The organism is Streptomyces sp. NPDC016469 (assembly GCF_040632905.1).
In the GTDB taxonomy this organism is placed as follows: Bacteria; Actinomycetota; Actinomycetes; order Streptomycetales; family Streptomycetaceae; genus Streptomyces.
In genome coordinates this window covers 14,699-37,464 of the sequence record NZ_JBEYCQ010000024.1, presented here as the reverse complement: position 1 = coordinate 37,464, position 22,766 = coordinate 14,699, and the positions used below count along the sequence as shown (strand labels likewise).

The window sequence follows — 22,766 nt, the reverse complement described above, 5'->3', positions numbered from 1 at the left end:
GGCCGACCGACCTGTTCCATGGAGGCTCACGCCATGATGCTGTTGCCCGAACCGCGCGATATCCCGCCGCGCCTCGCCACCGGCGCCTTCATCCTCAACTCCGGCCTCGGCAAGCTCAAGGCCGACGAGGGGACCGCCCAGGGGCTGCACGGCATGGCCAGCAACGCCTACCCGTTCCTCGGCAAGCTGGAGCCCGCCCGGTTCACCCGGTTGCTCGCCTGCTCCGAGATCGCGGTCGGCGCCACCCTGCTGGCGCCCTTCGTGCCGACCCGGCTCGCCGGGCTGCTCCTCACCGGCTTCTCCGGCGGACTCTTCGGCCTCTATCTGCGGACCCCCGGCATGCGGGAGCCCGGCAGCCTGCGGCCGACGCAGGACGGGATCGCGCTCGCCAAGGACTCCTGGATGCTGGGCATCGGCCTGGGCTTCCTCGGCGCAGGCGGCAACCGCGTCCGCGCCACCGCGACGTGCCGCACCCGGCGCAGGTGCGCGCGCTGATCCCACGCCGCCGTCACGCGTGGACCCGGGCCATCAGCAGCGCCACGTCGTCGTGGCCGTCCGGGTCCCGCAGCTCGCGCAGCAGCCGGTCGCACGTCGCGTCGAGCGACGCGTCCGGGGTACGGAGCAGCCCCAGCAATGTCGCCAGGCGGCTGTCGATGTCGTCGTCCCGGGTCTCCACCAGGCCGTCGGTGTACATGACCAGCCGGTCGCCCGGGCCGAGCGGGACCGTGACGTCGCTGAACGGCACCCCGCCCACTCCCAGCGGCGCCCCGGCCGGGAGGTCCAGCAGCACCGGCTCACCGCCCGCCGGGATCAGCACCGGCGGCAGATGCCCGGCCGTGGACACCCGGCACCGCCCGGCGCCCGGGTCGTACACGGCGTAGACACAGGTCGCGAACCACGGGTCGAGACCGGCGGTGATCTCGTCCAGGTGCCCCAGCACCTCGGCGGGCTCCAGGGAGAGCCGGGACAGGGTCTGGGTGGCGGTGCGCAGCCGCCCCATCGTGGTGGCCGCGTTGATCCCGCTGCCCATCACATCGCCCACCACCAGGGCGGTCCCGCCGTCGCGCAGCCCGATCACGTCGAACCAGTCCCCGCCGACCTCGTACCGTGAGGCAGCCGGACGGTAGCGGGACACCACGTCGAGGCCCGCCGGGTCGTGGTGGTTGCGCGGCAGCATGCTGCGCTGAAGCGTCAGCGCGGTCTCCCGCTGCTGGCGGTAGAGCCGGGCGTTGTCGATGCCGACCGCGGCCCGGGCCGCCAGCTCGGCGGCCAGCGCCTCGTCCTCCGCCGTGAACGGCAGCGGGTTGTCCGTCCGGATCAGGTCGATCGCCCCCAGCACCTCGCCGCGCGCGATCAGCGGCACCGCCAGATACGAGTGCGCGCCCGCCTCGGCCAGCAGGGCGGCCGACCGCTCGTCGCGGGCCACCCGCGCCAGCTTCTCCGCGTCGAGAAACGGCTCCCGCACCGGCCGCGCCGTCCGCACACATTGCGTGACGAGGCGGTCGGCGCCGTAGCGGGCGGCCCGGCCCGGCGGGTCGGCCGCCTCCACCACGGGCGTCGGCCGGGCGGCGACGACGGCCAGGGCCTGGATGAGGAGCGGGCCGTCGGTCGACCCGGGGCGCCCCTTCAGGACGCTGTCCAGCACGTCCACCGCGGCGACGTCGGCGAGCTGCGGCACGGTGACCTCGGCCAGCTCCCGGGCCGTCTGCTCCAGGTCGAGCGTGGTGCCGATGCGCACCGAGGCGTCCGCGATCAGCGCGAGGTGCTGCCGGGCCCGCTCCGCCTCGGCCGCCGCGCGGTACCGGTCGGTGACATCGATCAGCGACGCTGCGATGCCCAGCACCCGCCCCGCGGAGTCGTCCAGCCGGTACAGCGACACCGACCAGGCGCGGTCGCTGTCCGGGGCGGCGGGGGAGCGGCCCACCACCTGGCGCGACACCTGCGGCACACCGCTGTCCAGGACCTCCCGCGCCGCCGCCTCCAGACCGTCCGGGCCCAGGAACGACAGCGCCTCGCGCATCGGCCGCCCCGGATGCTCGGCGGCCCTCACGCCGTCCATCCGTTCCAGCGCGGCGTTCGCGGACAGGAAGCGCAGATCGGGGCCCAGCACCGCGAGGCCGATCGGCGACTGGTCGACCAGGCCCACCGACAGCGCGAGATCCCGCTCCACCCGGCGCAGCACATCCCCGTCGGCCGCCAGCCCGAGCGCGTAGAAGTCGCCCCGGTCGTCCTGCAACCGCATGTTCCGGAATTCCAGCAGCCGGATGGTTCCGTCCTTGTGCCGTACGGGGAAGACCCCTGCCCACGCCTCGCCGCTGTCCATCACCTCACCGAAGAGGCGCACCACCAGCTCGAAGTGCTCCTCGTCGACCAGCACCCGGGCGGCGAACTCGCCCAGCGCCTCTTCGGGGGAATACCCCAGCAGCCGTTCGGCCTGGGGGCTCCACAGAACGATGCGGCCCTGGGTGTCCAGGACGAGCGCGGCGACCCCGAGGACGTCGAGCAGACCGCTCTCGGACGACCGGCGCGCGCCCGCCCGGCGAGCCTCGCCCCAGCCGATCCGCATGTCATCAGTGCCGCCCACGGACGATCCTTCCCAGCCGTCACCGTGCCCGACGCAGGCCCGCCGTCTCCCATGATCGCCCCTGAGCCGCCGCCCCCGCAGCTCCGAGGGACGTGAAGAGGACGCGAAGGAAGGGCCACCGGGGTTTCGGGGGCGAAATGCCGGTCACCCGCAGCGTACCGAGGCAAACGCGACGCACACGACCGTCAGGAGTGAGAGTCCATGGATAACTGGCGCACGCACGCGGCCTGCCGCGACGAGGACCCGGACCTGTTCTTCCCCATCGGAAGCACCGGCCCGGCGCTCGTGCAGGTCGAGGAGGCCAAGGCGGTGTGCCGACACTGCCCCGTACAGCAGGAATGTTTGCGGTGGGCCTTGGAGAACAACCAGGACGCCGGGGTGTGGGGTGGTCTCGGGGAGAACGAGCGGCGCGCCCTGAAGCGTCGCACCCGCCACCGGACGCACCGCTCCGGATAGGGCAGGATGAAGCATGGACACCAAGGCTTGGATCATCGTCGCCGCGGCGCTCGCGCTGCTCATGCTGGCCGCCGCCGGCGTCCTCCTGGTGCGCGTCCTGAAGGCCAGGAAGCTGCTGGCCGATGCCGGTGTCCCGCTGCACAACAAGGCGCTGGTCTGGGCGGCGGTGCTGTACACCGTGTCGCCGGTCGACCTGCTGCCGGACCCGGTCTACCTCGATGACATCGGATTCCTCCTGCTGGCCCTGCGCTCGCTGCACGCCGCGGCGCGGGCCGCGGGGGTCGGCGGGCGGCCGGAGCGGCTCGCGGAGACCGAGTCCGACCTCGTCCGGTAGCCCCTCGCGCACATTCCGGTGAACCCGGCGCGTCCTCATCGTTGACAGCTGGACGAGTACACGTCACTCTCCTGGGAGAGCGCTCTCCCAACCCGCCGCGGGATCCCCGTCCCGCACTCTTCCGCCAGGAGAGAATGTGCACAGAGCCGGTTCAGCCCTGCCCGCGAGACCCCGCGCGGGCATACTGCTGATCACCCTTCTCGCCCTCGTCGCCTCGTCGCTGGTCATGCTGGCCGCGCCCGGCGCCCGGGCCGCGGAATCCCTGCTGTCGCAGGGGAAGACCGCCACCGCGTCCTCGTCGGAGGGCGCCGGCTACGCGGCCTCGGCCGCTGTGGACGGCAATCTTACCGGCACCCGCTGGGCCAGCGAGTGGAGCGACCCCCAGTGGCTCCAGGTGGACCTGGGCGCCGCCGCCGACCTCAGCCGGGTCGTCCTGACCTGGGAGTCCGCCTTCGGCAAGGCGTACGAGATCCAGGCGTCCGACAACGGCTCCGACTGGCGCACCCTGAAGACCGTCACCAACGGCGACGGCGGCACCGACGACCTCGCGGTCAGCGGTTCCGGCCGCTACGTCAGGATGCACGGCACCGCCCGCGCCGGCGGCTACGGCTACTCCCTGTGGGAGTTCCAGGTGTACGGCACCACCGGCTCCACCAACCCGGACCCCGGCACCGACGGAGCCGTCCGCGTCACCGGTTCGCAGGGCAAGTGGCAGCTCACCGTCGGCGGCAAGCCGTACACGGTGAAGGGCCTGACCTGGGGCCCGTCCGTCAACGACGCGGCGCGCTACATGCCCGACCTGAAGTCCATGGGCGTCAACACCATCCGGACCTGGGGCACCGACGGCACCTCCAAGCCGCTGCTCGACGCGGCGGCGGCCAACGGCATCCGCGTGGTCAGCGGCTTCTGGCTGCAGCCCGGCGGCGGCCCCGGCAGCGGCGGCTGCGTCAACTACCTCACCGACGACGCCTACAAGTCCTCGTCGCTCACCGAGTTCGCCAAGTGGGTCGAGACGTACAAGAGCCACCCCGGCGTGCTCATGTGGAACGTCGGCAACGAGTCGGTCCTCGGGCTGCAGAACTGCTACAGCGGTGACGAGCTGGAGAAGCAGCGCAACGCGTACACCAGCTTCGTCAACGACGTCGCGAAGAAGATCCACACCATCGACCCGGACCACCCGGTGACGTCCACCGACGCCTGGACCGGAGCCTGGCCCTACTACAAGCGCAACGCGCCCGACCTGGACCTGTACTCGATGAACTCCTACGGAGACATCTGCGGGGTCCGCACCGCCTGGGAGGCCGGCGGCTACACCAAGCCCTACATCATCACGGAGGGCGGCCCGGCCGGTGAGTGGGAGGTGCCGGACGACGCCAACGGCATCCCGGACGAGCCCACCGACGTACAGAAGGCCGAGGGCTACACCAAGGCGTGGAACTGCGTCACCGCCCACCAGGGTGTCGCGCTGGGCGCCACCTTCTTCCACTACGGGACCGAGCACGACTTCGGCGGCGTCTGGTTCAACGTGGTGCCGGACGGCAAGAAGCGCCTCTCGTACTACGCGCTGAAGAAGGCGTACAGCGGCTCCACCGCCGGTGACAACACCCCGCCCGTCATCAGCAACATGACGGTGCAGAACGCCGGTGGCGCCCCCGCGGGCAAGGAGTTCACCGTGCGGGCCGACATCCGCGACCCGGACAACGACCCGGTCACGTACAAGATCTACCTGAGCGGCAACTACGCGACGGGTGACAAGGCCCTGGTGGAGGCCACCTGGCGGTCCACCGGCAACGGCACCTTCGCGGTGACCGCGCCCGGGCGGCTCGGGGTGTGGAAGGTGTACATCCAGGCGGAGGACGGGCACGGCAACGCCGGCATCGAGACCAAGTCGGTGAAGGTCGTGGTGCCCCCGGTCAGCGGCACCAACATCGCGCTCGGCCGCCCCGCCACCGCCACCTCCGCCCAGGCCGGCAGCAGCGGCTGCCCCTGCACCGCGGCGATGGCGACCGACGGACGGCTGGACACCCGGTGGGCCAGCGACTGGAGCGACCCGCAGTCCATCCAGGTCGACCTGGGCGAGCGGAAGTCGTTCCGCCACCTCCAGCTGGTGTGGGACCCGGCGTACGCCAAGTCCTACGAGGTGCTGGTCTCGGACGACGGCAACTCCTGGCGGTCGGTGTACACCACGACCACCGGGAACGGTGACGCCGACGACCTCGACATCGCGCAGACCGCCCGATACGTGAAGCTCAACCTCACCCAGCGGGGCACGGCGTGGGGCTACTCCCTCTGGGAGTTCGGCATCTACAGCTGAGGACCGGGCGGGCGCCGACGGGTACGTCCCCGCCGACGCCCGCCCCGGTGCGTGTCGGTGGCCGCGCGGGCGAAGGGGAACGGCCATGGTGGAACGCATGAACGTCACCGACATCCTGACCGATGGCTACAGCCGCATCCAGGAGACCGTGCACGCGGCAGTCGAGGGCCTGGGCCCCGACGACCTCCACGCCCGGCTCGACGACGACGCCAACTCGATCGCCTGGCTCGTGTGGCACCTGACCCGCGTCCAGGACGACCACATCGCGGACGCGGCCGGCACCGAACAGCTCTGGACCGCCCAGGACTGGGCCGGACGCTTCGACCTTCCCCTCCCCACCGACGCCACCGGCTACGGGCAGAGCAGCGAGGAGGTCGCGGCCGTCCGGGTGGGCTCGGCCGATCTGCTCCTGGGCTACTACGACGCCGTCCACGAGAACACGCTCGGCTACATCCGGAGCCTGGACGGCCACGCGCTGGGCCGCGTCGTGGACGAGGCGTGGGACCCGCCCGTCACCCTGGGGGTGCGGCTGGTCAGCGTCCTGTCGGACGACCTTCAGCACGCCGCCCAGGCGGCGTTCGTCCGGGGGGTGCTGGAGCGCCGCTAGCAGGTGTTCAGACCCCGCGCGTACGGGCGTAGTGCCCCGGGCCCGTACCCACGAGCCGCTTGAAGTGGCGGGGCAGGTGCGACTGGTCGTAGAAACCCGCCGACGCGGCGACCGCCGACGCCGGGACCCCGCGCAGCAGCAGCCGGCGCGCCAGGTCGACCCGCCGGCCCGTGACGTACTGGTGCGGCGCCATCCCGAACTCCCGGCTGAACGCCCGTACCAGATGGGCATGATGGGCGTGCAGCCGCGCACCGGCCTCCCGGAGCGTGATCCCCTCGACGTAGCTCGCGTCGAGCAGCTCGCGCAGCCGGTGCGCGAGCCTGCCGTCGTGGACGTACGGGGCGGAGCCGACCCGGTCGCCCAGATGCTGTACGAGCCGTTCCGCGACCAGGGCGAGCCGGCTCGCCGCCTCCAGTTCGTCACCCGGGTCCGCGAGCGTGCGGTGGAGGCTGTCGATACGGCTGCGCAGCGCCGGGTCGTGCAGCACCGGCCGGTCCACCGCCCGGCCGATCAGCCGTTCGTCCACCTGGCCGGTGTCCAGGTACAGCACGCGTTTGCGGAAGCCCCCGGGGGTGGCCGCCGCACCGTTGTGCGGGACGTGCGGCGGCAGCAGCGTGACCGTGTGGGTGAGCACGCCGTGCTCGTGGTGGTCCAGGTCGTAGCGCACCATGCCCTCGTCCACGACCAGCAGCGTCCAGGCGTCGTGCGTGTGCATGGGGTAGGCGTGGTCGGTGAAATGCGCGTGGAAGACCTCGGCGATCCCCTCCACGGGCGGCGACCACGCGGTGATCTCGGGACGTGCTGCGGCCATACGCCGATCGTACGCCGGGCCGTCGTCGCGCCCCGACGTGCAAAGTTCGTACAAGACCGGGCCCCGCCCGGCCCGGCAGGCTCGGGGCATGACAGCTGAGACCACCGCCCCCGCCCCCGTCCGCTTCGACACCAAGATCGCCGTGCTGCTCAGGGACGACCTGGAGACCTGGCAGCGGCTGAACGTCACCGCCTTCCTGGTCAGCGGACTCGGCACGGTCGCCCCGGAACTGATCGGCGAGCCCTGCACCGACGCGGACGACACCCCGTACCTGCCGATGTTCCGCCAGCCGGTGCTGGTCTTCGAGGGGACGAAGGAGACGCTGACAACCGCCCACACCCGGGCGGTCGGCCGGGGCGTGGCGCTGTCCGTGTTCACCTCGGACCTCTTCGCGACCGGCAACGACCGCGACAACACCGCGCCGCCCTGCGCGCGGTGCACCGGGACTCACTGGACCTGGTGGGGATCGCGGTGCACGGCCCCCGCAACGCGGTGGACAAGATCCTCAAGGGGGCGTCGATGCACCGCTGATCGGGGGTGCGGTCAGGTGTCCGTGCCGGACAGATGGCTCAGGAACCACGCGCGCGCCCGCTCGGCGACCTCGTCCAGCGTGCCCGGCTCCTCGAACAGGTGCGTCGCGCCCGGGACGACGTCGAGCCGGCTCTCGCAGCGCAGTTCCGCCTGCGCCCGGCGGTTCAGGTCCAGCACCTCGGTGTCCCGGCTCCCCACGAGCAGCAGGGTGGGGGAGCGGACCTCGCCCAGGCGGGCGCCCGCCAGATCCGGCCGGCCGCCCCGCGACACGACCGCCCCGATGCCCGTGTCCCGGTCCGCGCCCACGACGGCCGCCGCCTGAAGCGCGGCGGCCGCGCCGGTGCTGGCACCGAACACGCCGAGGGGCCCGGGCGCACGGCCCCGAACCCAGGCCGCCGCGTCCACCAGGCGGCCGGCGAGGGCCGAGATGTCGAAGACATGGCCGCCTTCCGCCTCCTCGTCCGCGGTGAGCAGGTCGAACAGCAGCGTGCCGAGGCCGGCCCGGTTCAGCGCCGCCGCGACCGACCGGTTGCGCGGGCTGTGCCGGCTGCTCCCGGAGCCGTGGGCGAACACCACGAGCGCCCCCGAGCCACCGGCCGGGGTGAGGGTGCCGGGCAGGTCGACCCCGCCGGCCTCCACCAGGACGTCGCTGGTCAGCCGGGGCCCGCTCTGCCGCGCGGCCCGGGCCAGCAGGGCGACCACCTCCTCGTCCGGCGTCTGGCCGAAGTCCCGGTACCACTCGCCCACCGCCGAGAACCCGGCCGGCGACGACAGGCAGACCAGTTCGTCCGCCTCCTCCCGCAGCCGGGCCGCGGCGGACGGCGGCGCGACCGGCACGGCCAGCACCACCTGCGCGGCGCCCTGGGCCCGGGCCACCGCGCAGGCGGCGAGCGCGGTCGCGCCGGTGGCGATCCCGTCGTCCACGAGGACCACGGTGCGCCCGTCGAGGGGGACGCGCGGCCGGTCGCCCCGGAACTCCCGGGCCCGGCGGCGCAGTTCGGCCTCCTCCGCCTCCTGCACGGCTGCGATGTCGGAGTCCGACACGCCGGCCCGGCGCACGATGTCGTCGCTGATGACCCGGACCCCGCCCTCCCCGATGGCACCGAAGCCCAGTTCCGGGTGGCGTGGGACGCCCAGTTTGCGGACCACGACGACGTCCAGCGGGGCGCCGAGATCCTGCGCGACACGGAAGGCCACCGGCACACCGCCGCGGGGGAGGCCCAGCACGACGGGATGGCTCTGCGCGAGGGGACGGAGGGCTTCGGCGAGCCGCCGGCCCGCGTCGGCCCGGTCGGCGAACAGCACGGGACTCACCCCACATCGAGGACCACGCACACCGGTCACCCATCTCTCACCGGGCGACGTACGTACCTCATTCCAATCAACCGCGCTCGCCGGGCCTGCGCAAATCGGCGGAATGGCATGGGGTTCCGGTACGTGGATGGCGCTGGAAAACCGGGCGTGCCGGAGCACCCGTGCACCAGGGACTCGTGCGGCGGCCCGCTCGTTCCCAGCGGCCGGGAATCGGTGGGCCGAAGCGGCCGTGCCTCAGTCGTCCTCGCGCAGCGCCTCGATGAGGAGCAGCGCGATGTCGTCGCTGCCCGGTGTGACGTCCCTCGCGTACCGGACGAGGCTGTCGGCGACGGCCTCCATCGAGCGGCCGGTGTGCAGGCCGAACCGGTCGGCGAGCGCGGCTGTCGACCGGTCGAGATCGGTGCCCGGCACCTCCACCAGCCCGTCCGTGTACAGCGCGAGCGCGGCACCCGGCGGCAGCGGGATCTCGGTCGTGGGATAGCGGGCGTCCCGGTCGATGCCGAGCAGCAGGCCGGGCGGCAGCCGCAGCACCTCCGTGTCCCCGCCGGGGTGGCGCAGCAGCGGTGGCGGGTGGCCCGCCGTGGCCAGCAGGGCGCGGTGGCCCGCCAGGTCCAGATGGACGTAGAGGCAGCTGGTGAACAGGTCGGCGTCGAGATCGGCGAGCAGCCGGTTGGTGCGCGCCAGGACCTCGGCCGGCGGCGCGCCGGCCGAGGCGTGCACCGCGGTGCGTACCTGCCCCATCAGCGCGGCGGCCGTCACGTTGTGGCCCTGCACGTCGCCGATGGCCGCGGCCGCCGTGGTGGCGTCGAGCGGGATGACGTCGTAGAAATCGCCGCCGATGCCCATGCCTCGGGTGGCGGGCAGATAGCGGGCGGCCACGTCGAGTCCGCCGATCCGGGGCAGGGTGTGGGGGAGCAGGTGGGCCTGGAGGCTGTGGGCCAGCTGCTCCTTGGTGTCGTACAGGCGGGCCCGGTCCAGGGCCTGGGCGATGAGCCCGGCGATCGAGGTGAGAAGGGCCCGTTCCTCCGGCTCGAAGGCGCGCGTGCGGTCGTAACCGAACACCAGTGTGCCGACCGGGCGCCCGGAGGCGAACAGCGGCAGGAAGGCCCACGCGGCCAGACCTTCCTGGAGCGACGCGGGCCGGAAGGCGCGCCGGAATTCGTCAAAGGTCCGGTAGAAGGCAGGCACGCCGGTGCTCAGCACCTGCGCGACGGGGGCGCCGGACGTCAGGGGCGCGCCCTCGAAGCACTCCATCAGCTCGTCGCTGAAGCCCCGGTGCCCCTCGAGGTGCAGCCGCCCCTCCGCCACGGTCAGCACGGCGAGCGCCTGGATGCGGAAGGCGGGCACCAGTTGCTCGGCGATCAGCTCGACCACGTCCTGGATGCCCACGGCCTCGGTGAGCGTCGCGGCCAGGTGCATCAGGTGGTAGAGGGCGACGGCGCGTCCCGGGGCGCTCGGCGAGGCGGCGGCGCCCGTGGCGGTGGGGAGCGCCGAGGCGTGCGGGCCGGTGACCGGTGTGATGTACACGCTGATGCCGGACGCGTCGGGGTAGAGGCGGAAGCGCAGCCACTGGTCCGGAGGCCGCAGGGCGACGAAGGACATCGGCTCCCGGCTGATGATCGCGCCCCGGTACTGGTCCTCGAACAGCGGATCGGCCATCCAGCGCAGCGACTCCCACGGCAGCGTCCCCACCAGGTCCTCCACGCGCCCCCCGACCAGGTCGGCACCGGTCTCCGTGAGAAAGGTGATCCTCCCGTGCAGGTCGAGGGTGCAGCAGCCGCCCGGCAGCCGGCCCACGAAGTCCGCCGCGGCGACCGCCTGGGTGTGGGCGGGCGGCGGAGCGCTGTCCGGGGGCAGCACCCGCGGCCCCGTGTCCGCGTCCACCGGAAGGCCCCCCTCCCGCGCCTCGTGGAGCACCCGTGAGGCGTCGCGGCAGCAGCGCTCGACCGCGTCCCGCTCCTGCGGCGTCAGCTGTGCCTCGTGGGAGCCCGGCCACAGCAGTACGAGTCCGCCGTGCACCCCGGTCCCGTCGGCGAGGGGCGCGGCGGCCAGCGCGAACCGGTACGGCAGGACGAGCGCCGGGCGCGGATACCGCCTGGCCAGCTCCTCCTGGCTGCCCAGCCACACCAGATGCCGGTCCTTCACCGCGTCCGACACCGGCATCGGCGCGGACAGGGGCACCCGGAGCCAGGGGTCCGCGATCTCCGGCGGAATCCCCGCGAGCACGGTCAGCCGGAGCGTCGATCCGCCGGGCGGCAGCAGGTAGAGCATCGCCACGGCGGCGCCGGTCTCCCGCACGGCAGACGCCACCGCCGCGTCCAGACGTTCCTCCGCCGAGTCCACGGCGGGTCCGACATTGCCCATAAACGGACAATACGCCCAGGTTGTGCGCGCGACACCGCGATACCGGCGACCACGACGCGCTTCCCGGCGGTCCAGGAGGGGCATGGTCGGACCCCGCCGCTAGGGTCCGCCCATGACTGATTTCGTACTGGTGGCAGGCGCCTGGCTGGACGGGTCGGCGTGGGACGACGTGGTGCCGGGGCTGCGCGCGGCCGGGCACGGCGCCCACCCGGTGACCCTGTCCGGGCTCGGCGGAAAACGGGAGCGGCCGGTCGGCCGGCAGACCCATGTGACCGACATCGTCGAGGAGGTGGAGCGCCTCGGCCTGCGCGACGTCGTCCTGGTCGGACACAGCTACTCCGGCATCCCCGTGGGCCAGGCCGCCGAGCGCCTGGGCGACCGCCTGGCCCGGGTCGTCTTCGTGGACGCCTGCGTCCCCGCCGACGGCGAGTCGTTCGTCTCCGCCTGGTGGCAGGGGCCGGCCGCGCTCCAGGAGCAGCTCGACGGGAACGACGGGCTCTGGGCCCTACCGGAGGCCGCCGAATTCGCGGGCCAGGAGCTGACCGACGAGCAGATCGCGCGGTTCCTGAAGGGCGCGACACCTCACCCCGGCGCCGCCCTGGCCGACCCGGCCGTCCTTGTCCGCCCGCTGGGCGAGCTGTCGGCGACGTACATCAAGTGCCTCCTCGACGGACCCGAACCGGGCGAGGACGTGGCCCGGCTGCTGACCAGCGAGCGGTGGGAGCTGGTCACCATGGATACCGGCCACTGGCCGATGTTCTCCCGCCCCGACGAACTGGCGGCGATCCTCGACAGGGCCGCCTCCGTCCGACCGTGGGGCGGCGCGGTGGCCCGATCGGACGACCCGGACGCGCGCCCGCGGGCCGCGCGGGCTGCAATGGACAGGTGACCGCGCCCCCCGACGACTGCCTCGCGCGCAACGAGTGGGTCTGCGGCGCCTACCTCAGCAGCCGCCGCCACATCCTCTGGGACGCGGCGCTCCAGCACCTGCAGCTCACTGCGGTGTCCGTGCTCATCGCCCTCGCCCTCGCCCTGCCGCTCGCCCTCGTCGCACGGCGCTGGCACTGGGCCGGCGGGCCCGTCCTCGGGGTGACGACGATCCTCTACACGATCCCGTCGCTCGCCATGTTCTCCCTTCTGCTGCCGGTGTACGGGCTCTCCGCCTCGCTCGTCGTCGGGGGCCTCGTCCTCTACTCGCTGACCCTGCTCGTGCGCAACGTACTCGCCGGGCTGCGCGCCGTCCCCGAGGAGACCCGGCAGGCGGCGCGCGGTATGGGCTACGGCCCCGTACGGCTGCTCGTGGCCGTGGAACTCCCGCTCGCCCTGCCCGCCGCGATGGCCGGGCTGCGCATCGCCACGGTCTCCGCGGTCTCCCTGGTCACCATCGGGGCGATCGTCGGCTACGGCGGGCTCGGCAACCTCATCTACGCCGGGATGAACACCTACTTCAAGGCCCAGGTGCTCACCGCGTCCGTCCTGTGCGTCGTCATCGCCGTCGCCGCCGACCTGCTCCTCCTGCTGCTGCAACGCCTGCTCACCCCGTGGGCGAGGAGCCGTTCGTGAACACCCTGGCCGACGCCTGGTCCTGGCTCACCACCTCCGCGCACTGGCACGGTCAGGACGGCATCTGGGCCCGGCTCGGCCAGCACCTCTACCTCACCGCCGTCTGCCTGCTGATCAGCTGCCTCATCGCGCTGCCCGTCGCCCTGCTCCTCGGCCACCTCGGCCGGGGCGGCGCGCTCGCCGTCAACATCTCCAACGTCGGGCGCGCCGTGCCGACCTTCGCCGTCCTGGTGCTGCTCCTGCTCACCCCGGTCGGCCGCTGGGGCGAGGGCCCGACCGTCGTGGCGCTCGTCCTGTTCGCCGTGCCCCCGCTGCTCACCAACGCGTACGTCGGCATGCGCGAGGTCGACCGGGACGTCGTCCGGGCCGCTCGGGGCATGGGCATGACGGGCCGTCAACTGCTCCTCCAGGTCGAGGTGCCGCTCGCCCTGCCCCTCATCCTCACCGGGGTGCGCATCGCGGCCGTCCAGCTCGTCGCCACGGCCACCATCGCGGCCCTCGCGGGCGGCGGAGGGCTCGGCCGCATCATCACCGCCGGGTTCAACCTCGCCTCCACCCCGCAGGTGGTCGCCGGAGCGGTCCTGGTCGCCGCGTTCGCGCTGGTCGTCGAGGGGGTCTTCGAGGCGGCCCAGCGGTTCGCGCCGCGCCGGTTCGGGCTGCGGACGGGGGAGACCGCGTGAGAGCGGGACCCCGCGCGAGGGCTGCCCGCCCGCTCGCCGCGCTCCTGCTGCTGGCGGCCACCGCCTGCACCACCGGGCCGACCCTGGAGAACCAGGGTGCGGTCACCGCCCCGCCCGGCGACAGCAAGCACCTGACCATCGGCTCCGCCGGCTTCACCGAGAGCGACCTCCTCGCCCAGATGTACGCGCTGCTGCTGAGCAGCGCCGGATACTCCACCAAGATCATCTCCGTCACCAACCGGGAGATCTACGAACCTGCCCTCGAGAACGGCCAGATCGATGTCGTCCCCGAGTACGCGGCCACCTTCGCCGACTGGCTGGTCGCCAAGGAACACGGCGCCGACGCCGACCCCGTCGGCTCGCCGGACCTCGCCGCCACCATGAAGGCCCTGCGCGCCCTGGCCGCACCACGCGGGCTCACGGTCCTCGACCCCGGGAGGGCCGTCGACCAGAACGCGTTCGCCGTCACCGCCGCCTACGCCCGCGAGCACCACGTCAGGACGCTCAGCGACCTCGGCCGCTCGGGACTGCCCGTACGCCTCGCGGCCGGGGACGAGTGCGTCCAGCGCCCATACTGCGCGCCCGGGCTGAGGAAGACGTACGGCATCGACATCACCGTCGTCGACCCCAAGGGCGTCGGCACCACCCAGGCCAAGCAGGCCGTGCAGAGCGGCCGCGACCAGATGGTGCTGACCACCACCACCGACGCCACCCTGGACGACTTCGGGCTCGTCCTCCTCGCCGACGACAAGCACCTCCAGAACGCCGACTACCTCGTCCCCGTCGTCAACCGTTCGCGCGCCGGCGGCGCCGGGGTGCGCAAGGCCCTGGGGAAGCTGAACACCGTACTGACCACCGCGGACCTGGCCCGGCTCAATGAGCAGGCCGACAGCTGGCGACGGCTCCCCGAGGACGTGGCCCGCGCCTACCTGCGCTCCGCACACCTCGTCCCCGGCGAGAAGGGGTGAGACCGGGAAGCGGTCCCGCGCCGACCGATGAGTCCGCGCCGCCGCGCCAGTCAGTCTTTCGACACCCGGATCGGCCAAGCCAGGAGTAGGCGGAGCGATGAGCACCTTGCGCGAAGTTCTCGAGAAGCACGTCCACGACGGACCGGTTCCCGGCGCCGTGGGCCTGGTGGCGCGCGACGGGCGCGTGGAGGTGCTGGCGGTGGGCAGCGCCGGTACGGACGACGGCACTCCGATGGCCCGGGACTCGGTCTTCAGGATCGCCTCGCTCACCAAACCGGTCGTGGCCGCCGCTGCCATGATGCTGGTCGAGGACGGGCGGATCGCGCTGGACGGCCCGGTCGCGCCCTGGATGCCCGAGCTGGCGGCCCCCATGGTCGTCCGCACCCCGGACGGCCCGGTGGACGACGTGGTCCCGGCCTCGCGCCCCATCACCCTGTCCGACCTCATGACGTCCCGCGCCGGGTACGGATTCCCGTCCGACTTCTCGCTGCCCGCCGTCCGCCTGCTCTTCAGCGAGCTGAAGCAGGGCTCGCCGCGGCCGCGCGGCGTTCTTCCCCCGGACGCCTGGATGGACACGCTCTCGCGCATCCCGCTGCTCTCCCACCCCGGCCGGGAGTGGCTGTACAACACCTGCTCCGACATCCTGGGAGTGCTCATCGCCCGGGTCGCCGGGCAGCCGCTGCCGGAGTTCCTCGCCGAGCGGATCTTCGCGCCGCTCGGCATGAGCGACACCGGCTTCGCGGTCCCGGCGGAGAAGCTCGGCCGCTTCACCAGCCTGTACCGGCCGGGCGCGGACGGCGGTGTGGAGCTGACCGACGCCCCGGCCGGGCAGTGGAGCAGCATGCCGGACTTCCCGTCCGGAGCCGGCGGACTGGTCTCCACCGCGGACGACCTGTACGCCTTCGCTCGCATGCTGCTCGGCGAGGGCACGGTGGGCGGCCGGCGCCTCCTGGCACCCGCGTCCGTGCGGCAGATGACGACGGACCACCTGACCCCCGCGCAGCGCGAGGCGAGCGGGCTGTTCACCGAGGGGCAGGGCTGGGGCTTCGGCGGCTCGGTGGACGTGGACAGGACCGCCCCGTGGAACGTGCCGGGGCGCTACGGCTGGGTCGGCGGCACCGGCACCACGGCGCACATCGTCCCGGCCACCGGCACGGCCGCGATCCTGCTGACCCAGGTGGAGATGACCGGTCCCACACCGCCGCTGCCGATGCGCGACTTCTGGCAGTACGCCGCGGCAACCTGACCGGCCACCGGAGCGCGCACCTCAGGCGTCCGCCACCGAGTCGAACCGCACCTCGTCGCGCCCCACGCCCTGCGCGTCCGCGTCCACCGAACGCCGCAGCGCCTCATGGAGCTTCGCCGGGGTCAGCACCCCCAGGAACCGCGCCCCGTCCAGCACCGCGATCCACCCCGCGTCCCGCTGGAGCATCTCGCTGAACGCCCGCTTCAGCGGCGCGCCCACCGGCACCCACGCGTCCATCCGGCGGGCCAGCTCGCCCACCGTGCCCTGGTCCCCGGCGATCCGCAGCGCGTCCGCCGACACCCAGCCGTGCAGCTCGCCCGCCTCGTTGAGCACCACCGCCCAGCGCGCGCCGGCCGCGCCCAGCCGGGCCGCCGCCACCCCCGCCGGCTCGTCCAGGCGGGCCAGCGGCGGCTGCTCCAGGTCGTCCGGTTCGATCGCGGTGACCGACAGCCGCTTCAGCCCCCGGTCCGCGCCGACGAACTCCGCCACGTACGGGGTCGCGGGCGAGCCGAGCACCGCGGCCGGCGTGTCGAACTGCTCGATGCGCCCCTGCCCGTACACCGCGATCCGGTCACCCATCCGGACGGCCTCCTCGATGTCGTGGGTGACCATCAGGACCGTCTTCCTCACCCTCGACTGGAGCTTCAGGAACTCGTTCTGCAGCCGCTCGCGCACCACGGGGTCCACCGCGCCGAACGGCTCGTCCATCAGAAGCACCGGCGGGTCGGCCGCGAGCGCCCGCGCCACGCCGACGCGCTGGCGCTGACCGCCGGAGAGCTGCGCCGGGTAGCGGGAGCCGTACACCGACGGGTCGAGCCCCACCAGATCCAGCAGCTCGGCAGCCCGCTCCCGGGCCCTGGACCGCTTCCAGCCGACGAGCGCCGGCACGGTCGCCGTGTTGTCGAGCACTGTCCGGTGCGGGAAGAGCCCCACCTGCTGGATGACGTAGCCGATGCCGCGGCGCAGCTTCACCGGGTCGGTCTTCGCGATGTCCCGGCCGTCCACGAGGATGCGGCCCGAGGTCGGTTCGATCAGCCGGTTCACCATCATCATCGTGGTCGTCTTGCCACAGCCCGACGGGCCGACCAGGGTGACCAGTTCTCCCTCGGCGACCTCGAAGGACAGCGCGTCGACCGCGGTCGTGCCGTCCGGATAGACCTTGCCGACCTGCTCGAACCGGATCATGAGAGCACGGTAGGAGCCCGGTGCCCCGGCCGCACACGGGCCGCGACCGTCCGGGGCACGCCGGTGTGCTGAACTGTCCGGGAACCGTCCGATCCAGGAGCACCCTTGAACAGCTACCGGCAGCCCGGCCTGGTCCTCACCGACCACCGCTTCACCGTCCCGCTCGACCACGCCGACCCCGGCGGCGAGCAGATCGAGGTCTTCGGCCGGGAGATCGTGGCCGCGTCCAAGGCCGGTCAGGAGCTGCCCTGGCTGCTGTACCTGGAGGGCGGTCCCGGCTTCGGCGCCCGGCGCTTCACCGGCGCCGAGGCATGGCTCGGGCGGGCGGTGCGGGAATTCCGGGTGCTCCTGCTCGACCAGCGCGGCACCGGCCTGTCCACCCCGGCCAACCGGCAGACCCTGCCGCTGCGGGGCGGGCCGCGCGAGCAGGCCGACTACCTCGCGCACTTCCGCGCGGACAGCATCGTGCGGGACTGCGAGGCCATCCGCCCGCGGCTGACCGGCGGCGCGCCCTGGACCGTGCTCGGCCAGTCCTTCGGGGGCTTCTGCGCCGTCCGCTACCTCTCGGCCGCCCCCGAGGGGCTGAACACCGTCCTGATCACCGGCGGTCTGCCCTCTCTCGACGCCCACGCGGACGACGTCTACCGGGCCGCGTACCCCCGCATCGAACGGAAGGTCGCCGCGCACTACGCCCGCTACCCGCAGGACGCAGAACGCGCCCGGGAGATCACCGCTCACCTCGCGGAGCACCGCCCCGAGAGTGCCGGGCACCGGCTGACGCCCGAGAGCTTCCAGTCCCTCGGCATCATGCTCGGCGGCGGCAGCGGCAGCCACCAGCTGCACTACCTCCTGGAGAACGCCTTCGTCCGCACCCCGCACGGCACCGAGCTCTCCGACACCTTCCAGGAATCCGTGCGCGCGGCGACCTCCTTCGCCGGACACCCCCTGTACGCCCTCATGCACGAGGCCATCTACGGCCAGGGCGGGCGCCCCACGGACTGGGCCGCCGAGCGGGTCCGCGCCGAGTTCCCGCAGTTCGACGCCGCGACGGCCCTCGCGGGCGACGGGCCGGTGCTGTTCACGGGCGAGTCCATCCACCCCTGGCACTTCGAGGTGGACCCCGCACTGCGCCCGCTGCGCGAGACGGCCGCGCTCCTCGCCGCCCGCACCGACTGGGAGCCGCTGTACGACCCCGAGCGCCTGGCCGCCAATGAGGTCCCGGTGGCCGCCGCCGTGTACCACGACGACATGTACGTGGACACCGCCCACGCGCTGCGCACCGCCGCCGCGATCCGGGGGCTGCGCACCTGGGTGACCGACGAGTTCGAGCACGACGGGCTGCGCGCGGGCGGGCCGCGCGTGCTGGACCGGCTGCTCGCGCTGGTCCGCGACGAGGTCTGACGTACATCGCGCCGGACCGGCCGCATGAGGCCGGCCCGGCGCGATGTCTCAGCCCTGGAGGGCGTCCAGGGTCGCGTGCAGGTTCGCCGCCGAGCGCGGCGCGCGGTTGTGCGGGAGCTTCGACAGGGCCGCCGCCATCCCGCACGTGTTGGTGACGGCGGAGAAGACGAGCCCGGAGCCGACACCGGCGGACAGCCAGCGCGCGGCAGGGAATTTGACGCCCGCCAGCAGCCCGGCCACCACGAGCGAGCCGGCCGCCAGCCGGACCTGGCGCTCCATCGGCCAGGTGGCCCGCGCGCCCACCGGGCGCTCCAGGCCGTGGCCCGCGCTCTCCCAGGCGGAGGTGCCGCCGGCGAGCGTCGCCGCGTCGATGTCGGCCGTCGACAGTACGTCGCAGGCGCGCGTCGAGCGGGCACCCGAGGCGCAGACCATCAGCAGCGCGCCGCGCGCGGACGCGGACTTCAGCGCGGGCAGCGCCTCGTCGAGCCGGTCGAGCGGTATGTTCAGCGCCCCCGGCACGTGCCCCGCCGCGTACTCGCCGGGTGCGCGTACGTCGATCACGGTGAACTCCGTGAGCCGGGCGGCCGCCTGGGCGGGGGAGAGGGATACGGGGCTGGTCACGAGCTGTGTTCCTTTCGTTCGCCGGGGTACGGGGCAGGTCTCGCTCTCTCCTGCCCCGAACGGCCAAGGATACCCCCCTGGGTATCACTGCCGGTCGTGTCACGGGTCTCACCCCGCCTTGCCCGTTAGCCTGCGGATATGACTGAGCAGCTGAAGCCCATGCCCGAGGACTGGCGGCGCGCGCTCGCCGTGGTCGCACACCCCGACGACCTGGAGTACGGCTGCGCGGCAGCGGTGGCCGGCTGGACCGATGGCGGACGCGAGGTCACGTATCTCCTCGCGACCAGGGGTGAGGCCGGGATCGACACCCTCGAACCGGAGGAGTGCGGGCCGCTGCGCGAGCGGGAGCAGCGCGCGAGCGCGGCGGCCGTCGGCGTCTCCCGCGTCGAGTTCCTGGATCACCGGGACGGGGTGATCGAGTACGGCGTCCCGCTCCGCCGGGACATCGCGGCGGCCATCCGGCGGCACCGCCCCGAGCTGGTGATCACGCTCAACCACCGTGACACCTGGGGCGGTGTCACGTGGAACACGCCCGACCACCGAGCCGTCGGCCGCGCCACGCTCGACGCGGCGGCCGACGCGGGCAACCGGTGGATCTTTCCGGAGCTGAGGGAGCAGGGCCTCGAACCGTGGGACGGGGTGCGCTGGGTGGCCGTGGCGGGATCGTCCACGCCCACCCACGCGGTGGACGCGACTCCCGGGCTGGAACGGTCCGTGCAGTCCCTCCTGGCCCACCGCACGTACATCGAAGTCCTCACGGACGAGGACCCCGAGACGTACTGCCGTACCTTCCTCACCGGCAACGCCGAGGCCGCCGCCGAGCGTTTCGGCGGGCGTCCGGCGGTTCCGTTCGAGCTCTTCGCCCGGTAGTCGCCCAGGGGGCAGCCGGCCGTAAAACCACAGGTCGGCGCATTGATGTTGTCCAGACCATTGACATGTAAGCGCCAGGATGTTGAATTCAGTCTCGTTGTGTTGCGCGACTCTGGTGACTTGAGTGACCAATGGAGGATCTGTGACGCCTCGCCCGCCCCGCATCACCGCACTCACCGCCGCGGCGACCCTGCTCGCAGGCGGCATGCTGGCCGCCGGACCGTCCGCCCGGGCGGACGACGCCCCACCGGCACCGGCCAAGGCCCAGGACGCACCCACGATCACGCCGACCCCGCAGTCCGCCGAGCCCCGCCCGGACCGGGTGGTCGTCACCCCCACCGTCACCCTCGTCGTCGGCGAGACGTCCGACGGACCCACGCTCGACGTGGTGGAGACGGCCCTGCTCAAGGCGGGCGCCAAGCACGTCGTCCGCGCGAAGCACCCTGTCCCCGGCAGACTCACCGTGTACGCCGGTGACGCCGCCGCCCTCGCCGCACAGAAGCTCGACGGGCCCGCCGCACTGCCCGCCGAGGGCTACGTCCTCGGGATCGGCGCCGGCCGGATCGTCCTCGCCGGCAAGGACACCACCGGCACCTACTACGCCGCGCAGACCCTGCGCCAGGTCCTGCCGCACCGGGAACACCCGGGCGGCAAGGTCGCCGGACTCGCCGTGCGCGACTGGCCCGGCACCGCGCTGCGCGGGGTCATCGAGGGCTTCTACGGCACCCCCTGGTCGCACGAGGCCCGCCTCGACCAGCTCGACTACTACGGCGAGCACAAGATGAACATCTACGTGTACTCGCCCAAGGACGACGACTACCTCCGGGCCAAGTGGCGCGACCCCTATCCCGCCGGCCGGCTGGCCGAGATCAAGGACCTCGCCGACCGGGCGGCCCAGCGGCACGTCGAGTTCACCTACGCCCTCTCACCCGGCCTCTCGGTGTGCTACAGCTCCGACGCGGACGTGAAGGCGCTCGTCGGCAAGTTCCAGACGATGTGGGACATCGGCGTCCGCACCTTCGCGGTCCCACTGGACGACATCAGCTACACCAACTGGAACTGCGACGCCGACAAGGCGAAGTGGGGGACCGGCGGCGGCGCGGCCGGGGCCGCCCAGGCCCATCTGCTCAACCGGGTCAACCAGGAGTTCATCGCCACCCACCCCGGCGCCCAGCCGCTCCAGATGGTGCCCACCGAGTACTACAACGTCAGCTCTTCCGCCTACAAGACGGCCCTGTCCGAACAGCTCGACCCCGATGTGCTGGTCGAGTGGACCGGGGTCGGCGTCGTCGCGCCCACCATGACGGCCGCTCAGGCGGACGCCGCCCGGAAGGTGTTCGGGCACCCGATCCTGACCTGGGACAACTACCCGGTCAACGACTACGCCACCAACCGGCTGCTGCTCGGCCCGTTCAACGGCCGCGAGAAGGGGCTGCCCGGACGGCTCGCCGGCATCACCGCCAACCCGATGATCCAGTCGTACGCGTCGAAGCTGTCGTTGTACACCGTCGCGGACTACGCCTGGAACGACGCCGCCTACGATCCGCGCGAGTCCTGGGGCAAGGGCATCGAGGAGTACGCGGGCGGCGACGCCCGGACCGCGAAGGCGTTGCGGGCCTTCGCCGACGTCAACTACAGCTCCGCGCTCAACACCGCCGAGGCGCCCGAGCTGTCCGCCGCCTTCGCGCGCTACTGGGAGTCCGGGGACGCGAGGCGGCTCGACTCCGTCCTGGCCTCGCTGGGCGCGGCCCCCGCCCGGCTGCGCGCGGCGCTGCCCGACCGGGGCTTCATCGCTGATTCCGGCCCCTGGCTGGACGCCACGGAGTCCTGGGCGACCGCCACGCGCACCGCCCTGCGCATGGTGGAGGCCGCCCGTGCCGGGAAGGGAGCCCAGGCATGGGAGCTCCGGCAGCAACTGCCCGCACAGGTGGAGCGCGCCGCCTCGTTCACGTACACCGGGCTCGACGGCCGCAAGGTGCCCGTGCTGGTCGGCGACGGGCAGCTGGACGGGTTCACCGACGCCGCCACCGCCGAGTACGACCGGCTGCTGGGTGTGAGCGGAAGGCCGACGGCCTCGACCAGCCTGGGCACGTACCAGAGCAACACCGTCGCCCGGATGCTCGACGGCGACGACTCCACGTACTTCTGGAGCGACGGGGCGCCCGCGGCCGGGGACCAGCTGACCGTCGACCTGGGCGAGTCCCGGGCCATCGGCTCCATCACGCTCGACATGGCCAAGCCGGGCAGCACCGACGACTACCTCCACGCAGGTGTCCTGGAGTACTCGGCGGACGGCAGGAACTGGCAGAAGCTCGCGGACTTCTCCGGCAGGCCCGACGTCACGGCGGCCCCGACCGCCGGGACGAAGGCGCGCTATGTGCGGGCCCGGGCGACCGCCGGGCAGAGCAGCTGGGTCGTCGTCCGCGAATTCCAGGTCGCGACCACGGACGGCGCGGTCACCGGCAACCCGCCCGCCGCCACCGGCTCCTCGCTGCGCGCGGCCGCCGACGGCGACCCGGGCACCGTGTACAAGGGCGCGCGTGCGGCGGGGAGCGGTGAGTCGCTGGAGGTGGACCTCGTCGCCGCGCGGCCGGTCGGCTCGGTGACGGTGCTGCGGCCGTCCGGCTCCGAGGGCACGGCCGACGTCCAGCTGCGTACGGCGGACGGCGCCTGGCACACCGTAGGCGCGCTGAGTGGCGCCTACACCGCCATCGACACCGCGGGGCGCACCGCCGACGCGGTACGGCTGGCCTGGCGGGCCGCGACGGCCGCGCCGCAGGTCGCCGAGGTGGTCGTGGGCAAGTAGCCCCGCGCACGGCCGTGCGCCCGGCGCCCCGCGTTCCTCGCGGCGGAGCCGGGCGCACGACCGTGTTCGGGACCGTGGTCCGCAGGTTGTTCCCACAGAGGCAAGCGACCG

General features: G+C 73.2%; 19 protein-coding genes and 1 pseudogene. 14 read left to right on the top strand and 6 right to left on the bottom strand.

The features are described 5' to 3' along the window. Positions 1-33 precede the first annotated feature (33 nt). Complete coding sequence (locus tag ABZ565_RS25340; RefSeq protein WP_361031136.1) at positions 34-495, top strand: hypothetical protein; 462 nt, start codon at positions 34-36, stop codon at positions 493-495. A 13-nt stretch (positions 496-508) separates the two neighbouring features. Here the strand turns inward: ABZ565_RS25340 and ABZ565_RS25335 are convergent, their stop codons facing one another. Beyond that, positions 509-2,566, bottom strand: a complete 2,058-nt coding sequence (locus ABZ565_RS25335) for a SpoIIE family protein phosphatase (protein WP_361031310.1) — start codon at positions 2,564-2,566, stop codon at positions 509-511. Between the two features lie 219 nt (positions 2,567-2,785). Between ABZ565_RS25335 and ABZ565_RS25330 the strand changes: the two genes are divergently transcribed. The 4 genes from ABZ565_RS25330 to ABZ565_RS25315 all read left to right on the top strand — a co-directional run bounded on the left by ABZ565_RS25330 (position 2,786) and on the right by ABZ565_RS25315 (position 6,295). Further along, positions 2,786-3,040: a WhiB family transcriptional regulator gene (locus ABZ565_RS25330; protein WP_361031133.1), complete on the top strand. Its 255-nt coding sequence runs from the start codon at positions 2,786-2,788 to the stop codon at positions 3,038-3,040. Positions 3,041-3,053: 13 nt separating this feature from the next. After that, positions 3,054-3,374 (top strand): YkvA family protein, encoded by a 321-nt coding sequence (locus ABZ565_RS25325; protein WP_361031130.1) that lies wholly within the window; start codon positions 3,054-3,056, stop codon positions 3,372-3,374. A gap of 136 nt (positions 3,375-3,510) precedes the next feature. Next, positions 3,511-5,688, top strand: a complete 2,178-nt coding sequence (locus ABZ565_RS25320) for a discoidin domain-containing protein (protein ID WP_361031127.1) — start codon at positions 3,511-3,513, stop codon at positions 5,686-5,688. 97 nt (positions 5,689-5,785) lie between these two features. After that, a complete protein-coding gene (locus ABZ565_RS25315) occupies positions 5,786-6,295 on the top strand; it encodes a DUF664 domain-containing protein (RefSeq protein WP_361031307.1) in 510 nt (169 codons plus the stop codon). A gap of 7 nt (positions 6,296-6,302) precedes the next feature. Here the strand turns inward: ABZ565_RS25315 and ABZ565_RS25310 are convergent, their stop codons facing one another. Continuing rightward, on the bottom strand, positions 6,303-7,106 hold the full coding sequence (locus ABZ565_RS25310) for an AraC family transcriptional regulator (RefSeq protein WP_361031124.1): 804 nt from the start codon (positions 7,104-7,106) through the stop codon (positions 6,303-6,305). Between the two features lie 88 nt (positions 7,107-7,194). On the opposite strand from ABZ565_RS25310, the pseudogene ABZ565_RS25305 reads away from it, so the two are divergent. Further along, positions 7,195-7,637: pseudogene (locus tag ABZ565_RS25305) on the top strand (DUF2000 domain-containing protein). Between the two features lie 12 nt (positions 7,638-7,649). Here the strand turns inward: ABZ565_RS25305 and ABZ565_RS25300 are convergent. After that, complete coding sequence (locus tag ABZ565_RS25300; RefSeq protein WP_361031121.1) at positions 7,650-8,942, bottom strand: phosphoribosyltransferase; 1,293 nt, start codon at positions 8,940-8,942, stop codon at positions 7,650-7,652. A 243-nt stretch (positions 8,943-9,185) separates the two neighbouring features. Further along, on the bottom strand, positions 9,186-11,315 hold the full coding sequence (locus ABZ565_RS25295; RefSeq protein ID WP_361031118.1) for a SpoIIE family protein phosphatase: 2,130 nt from the start codon (positions 11,313-11,315) through the stop codon (positions 9,186-9,188). A 112-nt stretch (positions 11,316-11,427) separates the two neighbouring features. On the opposite strand from ABZ565_RS25295, the gene ABZ565_RS25290 reads away from it, so the two are divergent. The 5 genes from ABZ565_RS25290 to ABZ565_RS25270 all read left to right on the top strand — a co-directional run bounded on the left by ABZ565_RS25290 (position 11,428) and on the right by ABZ565_RS25270 (position 15,772). Beyond that, complete coding sequence (locus ABZ565_RS25290) at positions 11,428-12,204, top strand: alpha/beta hydrolase (protein WP_361031115.1); 777 nt, start codon at positions 11,428-11,430, stop codon at positions 12,202-12,204. Then, on the top strand, positions 12,201-12,878 hold the full coding sequence (locus ABZ565_RS25285; RefSeq protein WP_361031112.1) for an ABC transporter permease: 678 nt from the start codon (positions 12,201-12,203) through the stop codon (positions 12,876-12,878). Before ABZ565_RS25290 ends, ABZ565_RS25285 begins: the two co-directional genes overlap by 4 nt. Further along, positions 12,875-13,558: an ABC transporter permease gene (locus tag ABZ565_RS25280; protein WP_361031110.1), complete on the top strand. Its 684-nt coding sequence runs from the start codon at positions 12,875-12,877 to the stop codon at positions 13,556-13,558. The genes ABZ565_RS25285 and ABZ565_RS25280 overlap by 4 nt, the downstream gene beginning before the upstream one ends. Next, a complete protein-coding gene (locus ABZ565_RS25275; protein ID WP_361031107.1) occupies positions 13,555-14,526 on the top strand; it encodes an ABC transporter substrate-binding protein in 972 nt (323 codons plus the stop codon). The genes ABZ565_RS25280 and ABZ565_RS25275 overlap by 4 nt, the downstream gene beginning before the upstream one ends. Before the next feature lie 97 nt (positions 14,527-14,623). Further along, the gene (locus ABZ565_RS25270) at positions 14,624-15,772 is read left to right on the top strand and encodes a serine hydrolase domain-containing protein (RefSeq protein ID WP_361031104.1); all 1,149 of its coding nucleotides are present in this window, start codon (positions 14,624-14,626) and stop codon (positions 15,770-15,772) included. Between the two features lie 21 nt (positions 15,773-15,793). On the opposite strand, the gene ABZ565_RS25265 is transcribed toward ABZ565_RS25270, so the two are convergent. Then, complete coding sequence (locus ABZ565_RS25265) at positions 15,794-16,957, bottom strand: betaine/proline/choline family ABC transporter ATP-binding protein (protein ID WP_361031101.1); 1,164 nt, start codon at positions 16,955-16,957, stop codon at positions 15,794-15,796. Positions 16,958-17,062: 105 nt separating this feature from the next. Between ABZ565_RS25265 and ABZ565_RS25260 the strand changes: the two genes are divergently transcribed. Then, positions 17,063-18,358, top strand: coding sequence for an alpha/beta fold hydrolase (locus ABZ565_RS25260; RefSeq protein WP_361031098.1), 1,296 nt, complete (start codon positions 17,063-17,065; stop codon positions 18,356-18,358). A gap of 48 nt (positions 18,359-18,406) precedes the next feature. Here ABZ565_RS25260 and ABZ565_RS25255 read toward each other — a convergent pair whose 3' ends face one another. Beyond that, a complete protein-coding gene (locus tag ABZ565_RS25255) occupies positions 18,407-18,979 on the bottom strand; it encodes a rhodanese-like domain-containing protein (RefSeq protein ID WP_361031096.1) in 573 nt (190 codons plus the stop codon). A 138-nt stretch (positions 18,980-19,117) separates the two neighbouring features. Here ABZ565_RS25255 and ABZ565_RS25250 point away from each other — a divergent pair, with 138 nt between their 5' ends. Then, positions 19,118-19,849: a PIG-L deacetylase family protein gene (locus ABZ565_RS25250; RefSeq protein ID WP_361031093.1), complete on the top strand. Its 732-nt coding sequence runs from the start codon at positions 19,118-19,120 to the stop codon at positions 19,847-19,849. Positions 19,850-19,991: 142 nt separating this feature from the next. Beyond that, positions 19,992-22,655, top strand: coding sequence for a beta-N-acetylglucosaminidase domain-containing protein (locus ABZ565_RS25245; protein WP_361031090.1), 2,664 nt, complete (start codon positions 19,992-19,994; stop codon positions 22,653-22,655). Positions 22,656-22,766 lie beyond the last annotated feature (111 nt).